Source organism: Psychroserpens sp. (assembly GCF_036960315.1).
Taxonomy (GTDB): domain Bacteria; phylum Bacteroidota; class Bacteroidia; order Flavobacteriales; family Flavobacteriaceae; genus Psychroserpens.
Genome location: NZ_JBALVR010000006.1, coordinates 198,554 through 210,768 on the forward strand (window position 1 = coordinate 198,554; position 12,215 = coordinate 210,768).

Sequence of the window (12,215 nt, forward strand, 5' to 3'; positions counted from 1 at the left end):
TTTATAATCTTTCACTTATAAAATTAACCATATGGACATACGAAGTATCAACGCAATGAGAGGACCAAATTATTGGTCTATTAGACGACATAAATTAATTGTAATGGTTTTAGATCTTCAAGAAATGGAGGAGCGACCATCAAATAAAGTCGATGGTTTTTACGATCGCCTTAAGGCTATGTTTCCTGGTATGTTTGATCATCGCTGTTCGGTTGGAGAGCCAGGTGGTTTTTTTCAACGTGTAGAAGAAGGTACTTGGATGGGTCATATTATTGAGCATATTGCTTTAGAAGTACAAACTCTCGCAGGTATGGATGTTGGCTTCGGAAGAACAAGAGGTTTTGGTGAAGAAGGTGTTTATAATGTCGTTTTTGCCTATATGGAAGAATCGGTTGGACGTTATGCTGCAAAGGCTTCGGTAAGAATTTGTGAAGCTTTAATTAGTGGAGAAGTTTATGACTTATCTGAAGACATCCAAGAAATGCGAGAATTGCGGGAGGCAGATCGATTAGGTCCAAGTACAGGATCTATTGTAGAAGAAGCCGAAGCAAGAGGAATTCCGTGGATTAGATTAAATAAATACTCATTATGTCAGTTAGGATATGGAGCCAATCAAAAACGAATTCAAGCTACTGTAACTAGTGAAACCAGTAGTATTGGTGTAGAATTAGCATGCGATAAAGAAGATACAAAATACCTATTAGAACAAGCTGAAGTTGCTGTGCCTCGTGGTGATATTATTCGTCGCGAACGCAGTTTAGAAGAAGCGTGTCGTTATGTAGGTTACCCATTAGTAATAAAACCAGTTGATGGTAATCATGGAAGAGGAATTACAGTTGACATACAAAATTATGATGATGCATTAGTCGCTTTTAGACATGCCAAAGAGAGTTCACGCAGTGGTGCCATTATCGTAGAAAAGTTTATAACAGGTGAAGATTATAGGCTGTTAGTTATTAATAATGTATTAGTCGCTGGTGCAATAAGAACTCCTGCACATGTTATTGGTGATGGAAAATCAACGGTTCAAGAACTTATAGATAAAGTAAATAGTGATCCGCGTCGTGGTTTTGGCCATGAAAATGTGCTGACTAAGATTACCACAAACGAGTTGACACAAACCATTATTAAGGATGAAGGTTATAGCCTAGATTCTATTATTGCTAAAGGAGAACGTCTCATTTTAAAAGATACAGCGAACTTAAGTACGGGAGGGACTGCCGAAGATATTACAGATATAATACATCCTGCAAATGTTAGTATGGCAGAGCGTATTTCGAAAATTATAGACTTAGATATTTGCGGAATTGATATCATGACCACAGATATTTCTAAGCCTTTATCTGAAACTGGAGGTGCAGTCCTTGAAGTTAATGCTGGACCTGGATTTAGAATGCATTTAGCACCAACAACAGGATTACCACGTAATGTTGCTGCTCCTGTAATTGATAAATTATTTCCGCAAAAAGGCGATACTGGACGTATTCCTATTATTGCGACTTCTGGAACTAACGGAAAAACAACAACAACGCGTCTTATTGCGCATATAGCAAAAATGAAAGGTTATCGTGTCGGTTATACAACAAGTGATGGTGTATATATTCAAAATAGATTATTGATGACAGGCGATTGTACAGGACCAGCAAGTACTGAGTTTGTACTCAAAGATCCAACGGTGAACTTTGCAGTTTTAGAATGCGCTAGAGGTGGTTTATTACGTGCTGGATTAGGATTTAAAAAATGTGATGTTGCTGTAGTTACTAATGTTGCTGCAGATCATTTAGGTTTAAAAGGAATTAATACCATAGAGCAATTAGCGAAAGTTAAAGCAGTTGTGCCAGAAACAGTATTACCAGATGGTTATGCAATATTAAATGCCGATGATGATTTGGTTTATAATATGCGACGTAATTTAGAGTGTAATGTTGCCTTATTTTCTATGGATGAAAATAACCCTAGAGTAAAAGCATTACAACGTCTAAATGGGATTACTGCTGTATATGAAAGTGGTTATGTTACCATCTGTAGAGGCCAATGGAAAATGCGTATTATGAAGGCAGAACATATTCCGCTGACTTATGGTGGTAAAGCTAAATTTATGATTCAAAATGTACTAGGAGCTGTGCTTGCTGCTCATGTTCAGGGCATTAGTATTGAAGATATGAAAGCAGCCTTGGAAACCTTTATTCCCTCAGCGGCACAAACTCCAGGACGTTTAAACTTATTTGAATTTAAGGACTTTAATATTTTGTTAGATTATGCTCATAATGCAGCAGGAATGCGTGCCTTACAGAAATTTACAGATGAATTAGATGCTACTGTAAAAGTTGGAATTATTGCAGGAATTGGAGATAGACGTGTCGAAGATAATAACGAAATGGGAGCGATTGCTGCCGAAATGTTTGATGAAATTATCATCCGTCAAGATAAACGCTTACGAGGAAAAACAGAAGAAGAGCTCATTAAAATGCTAACTGATGGTATTAAGATGAAGGATCCTAACAAAAAAACTACGATTATTCCTTCGGAAAAAGAAGCGATTACTTTTGCTGTAAAAAATGCAGTTAAAGGTTCATTAATTATATTGTGTAGTGATGTGATTCCAGATGCTCTTGACTTAGTGAAAGAATTTAAAGAGAGAGAGGCCAGAGGAGAGCTGACATTTTCATAACTAACTTTAAATAAAGCATAAAAAAATCCGAAACGTGAGTTTCGGATTTTTTTTATTTATTTATAACGGATTAGCAAAGCTTAATTGTCTTTACTTTTATCTGTAAACTTTTTCTGTATGCTTTAATACTAATAATTTCAGAACTTTTCTTTCTGTTTATTCTTAATGCCTTAGCTTTCATTACAGAACTAGTTGTTGTTTCTTTCTTAATTGTTTGAGTTTCTTCCTTATTTTCGATTACAGTTTCTACAGTATCGTTATTTTTGATATCTACATTAGTATCCTGTCCCATCGAAAGGAGAGGTAATAATGTAAAGGCTAAAATTGTTAATACTTTTTTCATAATCGTAGAGGGTTTTGTTATTAAACTCAAGTCAAAGAAACGCAACATTAAAGATGAAAATGAATATATTAGATAAAGAGGGCGCTTTTTAGTTAAGATGAAAGCGTTCGCGAAAAACATCGACGAAATACACAAAAATGGCTCGCAGCCCAATAAAAACGTCAAGGATTAAATGATAGATTATTCAGATAACAGGTATTTTGAATTGTTTGAGAAGCAAAAATCAAATCAATTCGCTATTGGTAAGACCAATTATAAAGAGCGTCTTAAAAAGTTGAACAGCTTAAAAACAGCTTTAGAGAAAACTTTTAAGCAAGAGATAAGAGACGCTTTATACAGTGATTTTAAAAAACCACATCTTGAAACAGACCTCACTGAAATCTATCCAGTAGTTGATGAGATTAATTTTGCAAAGCGAAATTTAAAGTCTTGGTTAAAGCGGCAAAAGGTAGATACACCTATAGCAATGTTAGGGAGTTCATCATGGATAATAAATGAACCTAAAGGTGTTTGCTTAATTATATCTCCTTGGAATTTTCCGGTAAACTTAACTTTTGGTCCTTTGGTTTCTGCAATTGCTGCAGGTAATACTGTTATTTTAAAACCAAGTGAAATGACACCTCACACCTCTAAGGTGATGCTCAAGATTGTAAGCACACTGTTTAATGACAACGAAGTCGCTTTAATTGAAGGTGAAGTTGAGGTATCGCAAGAATTATTGAAACTACCTTTTAACCATATCTTTTTTACGGGTTCACCCCAAGTAGGAAAGATTGTGATGAAAGCAGCTTCACAACATTTGACTTCTGTGACATTAGAGTTAGGGGGTAAGTCTCCTGTTATTATTGATGACACCTATAATATAGATAACGCTGTGAAGAAAATTATCTTCGGAAAGTTCTTAAATGCTGGTCAAACATGTATTGCACCAGATTATGTGTTAGTCAATGAATCGATAAAAGAAGCATTTAATACGAGTTTTAAAAAGCACTTGACTGAGTTTTATTCTGAAAACCCTTCAGAATCTAAGTCCTTCGGAAGAATTGTGAATCAAAAACATTTCAATCGTTTAAAAGGGTATTTAGAAGATGCTAAGTCCCGTAATGCAACCATTGCATGTGGCGGAGCTTCCGAAGAAAAAGATAATTATATAGAACCAACCTTAGTGTTTGATGTTTCTGAAGAGAGCGAATTGATGCAAAATGAAATTTTCGGACCTATACTTCCTGTAAAAACCTATACATCTTCTCAACAGGTTATTGATTATGTTAATTCGAAAGAAAAGCCATTGGCGCTTTATATATTTAGTAAAAACAGAAAGCGCGTGACTGAAATTTTAAACGATACAAGAGCTGGTAGCACCTGTATTAATCATAATCTATTACAATTTTTAAATCACAACTTGCCTTTTGGAGGTAGCAATAATAGTGGTATTGGTAAATCACATGGCTATTTCGGGTTTTTAGAGTTTGTTAACCAACGCTCGGTTTTAAAGCAGCATACTATGGGTGCCGTCGATTTATTAATGCCTCCTTATAACAACTTTAAACAGAAGATTGTAGATTTAACGATTAAGTGGTTTTAAGCTTTATTGAAATAATCTGATTGAATCTGTTCATTAACACCATCTTGAAATTTGGTCATGCTAAACCATTGATGTACGGAGTAGCTTCCTGTTTCTCCTTTTTTGTTCACTGCAATGTAACCAACCTGAAAGTTTTTGTAGTTACTATTCGGTTTGTTCACAATTCTACTAATCGCTTCTTCACATGCTTCTTGAGGTGATTTGCCTTGGCGCATCAATTCAACTACCAAAAAGCTACCAACGGTTTTTACGACTTCCTCTCCTAATCCTGTTGCAACACAAGCACCAATTTCATTATCGACAAATAACCCAGAACCAATAATTGGAGAATCCCCAACACGGCCACCCATTTTATAGGCTAATCCGCTTGTTGTGCAAGCACCTGAAATATCACCATTTTTATCAATGGCTAACATGCCAATCGTATCATGGTTTTCGATATTGATGATAGGTTTATACTCCGCTTCTATTTTCCATTTTTCCCAAGCTTCTTTTGAAGCATCAGTTAATAAATCTTCAGGTTCAAAACCATTGGAAACCGCAAATTGTTTAGCGCCTTCACCTGCGAGCATAACATGAGGTGTGTCTTCCATCACTTTCCGAGCTACCGAAACCGCATGTGTAATATCCTGAAGATAGACCACCGAACCACAGTTGCCATGTTTGTCCATAATACAGGCATCTAAAGTGACATTGCCATCGCGATCAGGTAATCCACCTTTACCAACCGATTGGCCTTTTTCGTTAGCTTCTTCAACTCTGCAACCTTGTTCTACAGCGTCAAGAGCATTGCCTCCAGCTTGTAAAACTTCCATGGCTTTGGCAGTAGCGTCAATCACATGCCAAGTCGCAATAACTAATGGTAATGATGCTTTTTCATTGTCGTCCATAGCATTAGCGACGGATGATTTTTCTACAATCTTATCTGATGTTCCTTCAGCGCAACCTACAAGTGAGTTTCCTACTGCTAGTCCAACTCCTGTTAAGGATGCGTTTTTTAAAAAGTTCCTTCTTTTCATAATTCAATTAATAAGTAACACCTTGTTTATCTAAAATTGATTTGGTTCTAAATGTGTAAAATAATAAATATGCAAAACATAATACAGCAATGATATATGAAGGCTGAATTCCAAATACATCAGCTAATTTTCCTTGTAAAGGAGGAATGATAGCGCCTCCTAAAATCATCATAATTAAAAAGGCAGAGCCTTGAGAAGTGTATTTGCCTAATCCAGCAATACTTAATGTGAATATACATGGCCACATGATAGAGCAGAATAAACCACCAGATAAAAATGCGAAAAGCGCTACGTTGCCCGTAGCTAACAAACCAACTATCATAGCTATAACACCCAAAAGACTAAATATTTTAAGTGTTTTAACAGGATTGTCTTTAGCTAAAAAGAATCCTCCAATTTGAACAGCTACACAGATTGCAAAGAACAGTATTTGGTTAGCCGAATATTCACCAAAATTAACTAATAGTATAACTCCAAAAGCGACGTAAGGCACAATGATAAGCAGCCACTTTTTTAACCCTTTACTTGGGTTAAAAACAGTAATCGCACCAACCCAACGACCAATCATTAATCCTCCCCAATATAAAGAGATAAATGGAGCAAGCTGTGCATCGTTAAGTGTTGGTAATCCTAATTCGTTTAAATTGGTTCCATCTACAGCTTTTTTAAGTAATTCACCTAAATTACTACCAACAGTTACTTCTACACCAACATATGTAAATATAGCTAGCATACCCAAGACCAATTGCGGGTATTTCATTGCTCCCCAACCTTCAGGCTTTTTTGCAGAACTTGAATACGCAAACAATAAACAACCTACAACAGCAGCTAAAGCTATAATTAAAAAGGTGAGACGTTTGTTTTCTAATGCTTCAGAAACTACTTCGTTACCAGTATAAGTACTAAAAATATAACCAAAGCATCCAATAATAATTACAGTTAAAATGATAAGTAAGTTCTTAGCTTTATTAGCTGGCTCAAAAGCAGTGTCGGATTTTAAAGCAGGTAATTTTTTCGAAAAATGAAACAAGGCTGCTGCTAATAAAAATAAGACACCAACACCAATATATAATGCTTGAACAGTGGTTAATTTAATATCATTATTTTTTATCATTAGAGCTAATTCCTCGCTAGATAAAGGTGCAGAACCAAAAATAATAAAGGCAACTACTATTGGTCCAATGGTTGTTCCAAAAGAGTTAATTCCGCCTGCTAAATTCAATCGATGCGATCCTGTTTTTGGATCACCTAAAGCAATAGCAAATGGATTAGCTGTAGTTTGTTGTAATGAAAACCCTAAACCAACAATAAACAAAGCAATAAGCACAAAATAGAAAATACTGGTTTGACCTTGTTCTGCACCGGCTGTAGCCGGATACATCACAAACGCACCAATAGCAGATAGGAGTAAACCATAAATAATTCCTTTTTTGTAGCCCCAAAAATTGATAATGTCTTTTTTAATAGAGCTTGATATGATAAACAATAATAGAGCTCCAATATAATAGGCACCATAGAATGCAAAGTCTACCAACTGTGATTGAAATTGGTCTATATTAAAATAGGTCTTACAAAATGGAATAAAAACACCATTTGAGGCAGCAATAAATCCCCAGAAAAAGAAGACCGTTACTAGAGTGGTTAATGCAGATTTGTTGTTTTGATTTGTCATGTGTGAGTTAATTAGTTGTCTAAATATAATTTAATATGTCTATTTGATTGAAATTTCATCGACAAATATCCAGCTTCTTCCATCATGTGGATAGCCCAAATGCCAAGTTGGTAATTCTCCCATTTTTTTAGCGATGATTTTTGCGTAGCGATAACTTTCTGAAGACACATTAAAAGATATGTTTTTTATAAGCACTTCCTCATTTCGCTTGGCTGCATCAATCTTAATGGTTTCAATAGATGTAAACTGTTTGCCATCTTTTGAAACGAGGCATTCTACTTCCGTAGGATAAAAAATCCAAGCGCCTTGATCTTGTAAAAAGTTGATGTATATGTTGCTAATTTGTTTTACGCTTCCCATGTCAACTGTTGTGATTAAATCTTCATCCCAATAGCCTTGCCAGGTTCCGGTTCTAAAATCTTGAGTTCCTAGAATTCCATCTATAAGTGCATCGTTGCCACCAGCATTGTATTGATTCGCATATTTGGTGTCCAGCTTAATGGAAAGGTTTGGATCAATTTTGTAGAATTTGGTTTCAATAGTTGCACTTTTATTTCCATTACTATCAGCGGCATAGACTTTTAATGTCATGGCTTCGGAAATAGTAAAAGGAGCAGTATATCGTTTAAATTCAGAATTATCAAGACTGTAAAAGATTTCTGTTTCAGATTGTACTGTTCCAAGGCTAACTTCTGTTTCTCCTTTGAATGCGACATTGCCTTTAGCTATAAATGGCACTGGAACAATAACATGTTCATCAATTTCAGTTCTTGGTTCTTGTCCATCACGACTTCCCCAAACCGCTGGATTATCTGTCATTCGGAATTCTAGAATCCCACCAGAAATGATGTCTTCATGAGCAATGAATGTCTTATCAAGCGTTTTTCCGTTGAGGTATGCATATTCAACATATATATTTTTGTCACTCAAATTTTGGGCAAGGATGGTAAATTGTTTTCCGTTTTCTAGGTTTATTGTGGCTTTATCAAACAAAGGTGTGCCGATTATATAGTCATTACTGCCAGGTGTTACAGGATAGAACCCCATTGATGAAAACACGTACCATGCACTCATTTGTCCGCAATCTTCATTTCCGGAAATACCATCAGGTTCATTGGTATATAATTCGGTTAATATCTGATGCACTTTCTCTTGAGTTTTGTGAGGTCTGTTAACGAAATTATAGAGATAAGCCATATGGTGACTTGGCTCATTTCCATGAGCGTATTGTCCAATTAGTCCTGTAATATCAACTTGATTGCGACCAGAAGTTTCAGCTTCGGCAATAAATAATTCATCTAACTGTGCTTCGAGCTTATCTTTTCCACCTAACAAATTCATGAATCCTGAAACGTCTTGTGGCACATAAAAGCTGTACTGCCATGAGTTAGCTTCTGTGTAGTTGAAATTGACTTCATAAGGATCAAAAGGTGCAAACCAACTGTTACGAAAACGTCCACGCATGAATTTACTTTCGGGATCGTATATGTTTTTATAATACTGCGCTCTTTCAGAATACAATTTATAATCTTCATCTTTTCCCATAGCTTTAGCCATTTGCGCAATGGTCCAGTCATCATAGGCATACTCGAGTGTTTTGGAAACCGATTCGCTTTCTTCTTCCACAGGAATGAAGCCAAATTCTTTGTAAGATTTGAGCCCGAGTTTATCTCTAGTCGCCGAATGTTTCATAGCTTCAAAAGCTTTTTCTGCATCATAATTGGTAATTCCTTTTAGATAAGCATCGGAAATCACAGGAACGGCGTGATAGCCAATCATACAACCCGTGTAGCAAGCTGAAAGATCCCAAATTGGCATAATTCCGCCTTCGTCATATTTGGCTAGGAATGTATTAATGAAATCGTTAGTTCTGTCCTGTTCAATAATCGTATACAATGGATGTGCAGCACGATAGGTATCCCAAAGTGAGAAGACAGTGTAGTACTCAAAATCTTTGGTTTCGTGAATTTCTAAATCCATGCCACGATAGCGACCATCTACATCTTGGTAAAGATTTGGAGCCAACATCGTATGATATAATGCGCTATAAAAGTTGGTCTTGTAATCATTGTTTTGAGATTCGACGACAATTTTATCCAGTTGTGTTTCCCAAATGTCTTGAGCTTCTTTCTTAACTTGATCAAATGTTTTGTTTCCTATTTCTTGTTTAAGATTTTTAGTAGCTCCAGCTTCATCAACTGCTGAAATTCCTATTTTAACGTAAATAGGATCGTTGTTTGGATTCTCAAATTCAATGGCAGCCTTTTTACTTTGGTATTTGTAGTTTTTAGAGATTGGTGTTCCGTTCTCTTCGTAAGTGATGTTTTTTATTGATTTCGAAAATTGAATGGTGTAGAATAAGCGTTGATCTGTTGCCCAAGCTTTAGAATGTCTAAATCCTGAAATTGTTGAATCGTTGACTTTCTTAATTTTATAATCCAAAATCTGATCACGATGATCTAAATCAAAAATCATGTACTGATTATTTCCCGAAGGATATTGGTATTTATGAATCCCACTTCGTTTTGAAACTGTAAGTTCAACTTCAATTTCAGTAGAATCTAGATGTACTTTGTAATAGCCTGGCTGTGCAATCTCATTATCATGCGAAAAATGTGCACGATAACCAGCTTTTTCATTGCTTCCGTTATTAAAATTAATGGCATTAGTAGGCATCAAAAGGATATCTCCATAATCGCTAACACCTGTTCCACTAAGATGCGTATGTGAAAATCCGTAGATATACGAGTCGCTGTAGTGATAGCCAGAACAACCATCCCAACCATCAAGTCGAGTATCTGGACTTAATTGCATCATTCCAAACGGCATTGTTGCTCCAGGATAGGTATGACCATGTCCCCCAGTTCCAATAAATGGATTGACATATTCGATAAGTGGTTTGTCTTTTTTTGCGATTTCTATTTGAGGATCTGTTTTACAACTTATTAGTATTAAGGTTGTTAAAACAATAGACAAAAGAGGTTTCATAGAAGCTTATTTAAATCGAATGAAAAGATACTAAATCTTAGAGACTGTTTGAGATATGTGATTGAATTTTTTGTGTGCTATATTTGATTTAGTACAAGGTAAAATTTTTAAGCATTGCCTAGTTGCGGTTAAAATTTTCAACAATATAATACACAAAAAGAGGGGTGAAGCGCGATTGACATATTTGGAATAATCTCTTAACATATCGTTAAATGTAATTTAAGTAATAAGTTCCTTTTTTAAAATGACTTATCTTTGATAAAACTTCATTTTATGGTGCGTTGGATTATATTCATTTTAATCTACAGTATTTTTTCATTTTACGGATATCAAGCTATTAAAACAGTGACCAAATCGAGTTGGTTACATTATCTATTTATAGCAGTTGCTGTGATTATTGCAGGGAACTTTATTTATCAAATAACATCTGGTGAAGGACGAGTTCTTACCCCTGGAAAAAGTTACGCTTTTGGGTTTCTATTGGCTTTTATGTCTTTAAATTTGGTGATAGTACCTGTTTTATTTGCCGAAGATATTATAAGAGTTGTTTTTGGGTTGTATGATAAATTAGTGACTAAAGAGGTTTTTGATATACCGTCCAGGCGAAAATTTATAAGTCAGGTCGCTTTGGGCTTGGCTGCAATTCCATTTACATCATTGCTCTACGGAATGTATAGAGGGAAATACAGATTTAGAGTTTTGGAATATGAACTTCATTTTGAAGATTTACCAGACGCCTTTGATGGTTACCGTATTACGCAAATTAGTGATATACACTCAGGAAGTTTTGACAATCATGAAAAGATTAAATATGGTGTAGATCTTGTTAACGAGCAAAAATCTGATGTGATTTTATTTACAGGAGATTTGGTTAATAATAAAGCGACTGAAATGTTACCTTGGAAGGACCTTTTTGGAAGTTTGAAGGCAAAAGATGGTGTATTTTCTGTTTTAGGAAATCATGATTATGGTGATTATGTAGATTGGAATACCCCTTCTGATAAAGAAAAAAATCTAGAGCATCTAAAACAGATTCAAAAAGAAATGGGTTACGACTTATTACTTAATGAAAGTAGATTTATAGAAAGGGATGGTCAGCGAATCGCTTTAGTAGGTGTTGAGAACTGGGGAAAGGGCGGATTTAAAAAAGCAGGTGACCTAAGGAAAGCCAGTGAAGATATTGATTCAAAAGATTTCAAGGTTTTAATGAGCCATGATCCTAGTCATTGGGAAGAGTGTGTTATTCATGATGACTATCATTTTCACTTAACACTAAGTGGACATACTCATGGTATGCAGTTTGGTATTGAAATTCCAGGTTGGATTAAGTGGAGTCCAGTAAAATGGCGATACAAACATTGGGCTGGAATGTATGAGCAATTGGGGCAACATATTAACGTTAATAGAGGATTTGGGTATTTAGCATATCCTGGGCGTGTTGGCATTTGGCCTGAAGTGACTGTAATTACACTTAAAAAGGGTTCAAATAATGCTTAATATCGTGGAAATGTTATATTTACTATTAAATTGTTTATTTTTATAAATATGTCAGAGTGAACCTACTACAATAGATAATTTGAAGTAGTACAAAAAATTTATGTAGGTTTGTAATAACATATTTGATTCAAAAGTTTAAACACATGTCAAAATTTGGAGAACTTATAGATGTTGATATCCCTGTTCTGTTAGATTTTTTTACAGAATGGAATGAGCAATCTACAGCAATGCATCCAGTAATGCGTGATGTAGCTGCAGCTCTTGGTGACAAGGCAAAAGTCATCAAAATTGATGTCGATAAAAACAAGGAATTAGCCGAAGCTCTTCGCGTTAAAGGCTTACCAACACTTATTATTTACTTAAATGGCGAAATGAAATGGCGTCATAGTGGAGAACAAGATGCCAACACTTTGATTGGTATCGTGCAAGAGTATATCTAA

8 protein-coding genes are annotated in these 12,215 nt (G+C 35.4%); 4 read left to right on the forward strand and 4 right to left on the reverse strand.

All coding sequences use genetic code 11. The annotated features are described in order from the left end of the window. The first annotated feature begins 31 nt into the window (after positions 1–31). Positions 32–2,671, forward strand: coding sequence for a cyanophycin synthetase (gene cphA, locus V7719_RS11970; protein WP_335730146.1), 2,640 nt, complete (start codon positions 32–34; stop codon positions 2,669–2,671). 70 nt (positions 2,672–2,741) lie between these two features. On the opposite strand, the gene V7719_RS11975 is transcribed toward cphA, so the two are convergent. After that, positions 2,742–3,014, reverse strand: coding sequence for a hypothetical protein (locus V7719_RS11975; RefSeq protein WP_335730147.1), 273 nt, complete (start codon positions 3,012–3,014; stop codon positions 2,742–2,744). 172 nt (positions 3,015–3,186) lie between these two features. Here V7719_RS11975 and V7719_RS11980 point away from each other — a divergent pair, with 172 nt between their 5' ends. After that, positions 3,187–4,599, forward strand: coding sequence for an aldehyde dehydrogenase family protein (locus V7719_RS11980; protein WP_335730148.1), 1,413 nt, complete (start codon positions 3,187–3,189; stop codon positions 4,597–4,599). On the opposite strand, the gene V7719_RS11985 is transcribed toward V7719_RS11980, so the two are convergent. From V7719_RS11985 to V7719_RS11995, 3 genes are read right to left on the reverse strand one after another with little or no spacing between them, the layout of a single operon-like run. Continuing rightward, a complete protein-coding gene (locus V7719_RS11985; RefSeq protein ID WP_335730149.1) occupies positions 4,596–5,618 on the reverse strand; it encodes a N(4)-(beta-N-acetylglucosaminyl)-L-asparaginase in 1,023 nt (340 codons plus the stop codon). The genes V7719_RS11980 and V7719_RS11985 overlap by 4 nt on opposite strands. Positions 5,619–5,625: 7 nt before the next feature. Further along, positions 5,626–7,290 carry an MFS transporter gene (locus V7719_RS11990; protein ID WP_335730150.1) on the reverse strand — a complete coding sequence of 555 codons (1,665 nt, stop codon included), beginning with the start codon at positions 7,288–7,290 and terminating at the stop codon, positions 5,626–5,628. Positions 7,291–7,329: 39 nt separating this feature from the next. Then, positions 7,330–10,278: a GH92 family glycosyl hydrolase gene (locus V7719_RS11995; RefSeq protein ID WP_335730151.1), complete on the reverse strand. Its 2,949-nt coding sequence runs from the start codon at positions 10,276–10,278 to the stop codon at positions 7,330–7,332. 273 nt (positions 10,279–10,551) lie between these two features. On the opposite strand from V7719_RS11995, the gene V7719_RS12000 reads away from it, so the two are divergent. Further along, positions 10,552–11,775 carry a metallophosphoesterase gene (locus tag V7719_RS12000; RefSeq protein WP_335730207.1) on the forward strand — a complete coding sequence of 408 codons (1,224 nt, stop codon included), beginning with the start codon at positions 10,552–10,554 and terminating at the stop codon, positions 11,773–11,775. A gap of 143 nt (positions 11,776–11,918) precedes the next feature. Further along, a complete protein-coding gene (locus V7719_RS12005) occupies positions 11,919–12,215 on the forward strand; it encodes a thioredoxin family protein (protein WP_335730152.1) in 297 nt (98 codons plus the stop codon).

Coding starts and splice junctions, on each gene's coding strand:
- cphA (WP_335730146.1), top strand. CDS start 32: ATGGACATACGAAGTATCAACGCAATGAGAGGACCAAATTATTGGTCT.
- V7719_RS11980 (WP_335730148.1), top strand. CDS start 3,187: ATGATAGATTATTCAGATAACAGGTATTTTGAATTGTTTGAGAAGCAA.
- V7719_RS11975 (WP_335730147.1), bottom strand. CDS start 3,014: ATGAAAAAAGTATTAACAATTTTAGCCTTTACATTATTACCTCTCCTT.
- V7719_RS11990 (WP_335730150.1), bottom strand. CDS start 7,290: ATGACAAATCAAAACAACAAATCTGCATTAACCACTCTAGTAACGGTC.
- V7719_RS12000 (WP_335730207.1), top strand. CDS start 10,552: ATGGTGCGTTGGATTATATTCATTTTAATCTACAGTATTTTTTCATTT.
- V7719_RS12005 (WP_335730152.1), top strand. CDS start 11,919: ATGTCAAAATTTGGAGAACTTATAGATGTTGATATCCCTGTTCTGTTA.
- V7719_RS11995 (WP_335730151.1), bottom strand. CDS start 10,278: ATGAAACCTCTTTTGTCTATTGTTTTAACAACCTTAATACTAATAAGT.
- V7719_RS11985 (WP_335730149.1), bottom strand. CDS start 5,618: ATGAAAAGAAGGAACTTTTTAAAAAACGCATCCTTAACAGGAGTTGGA.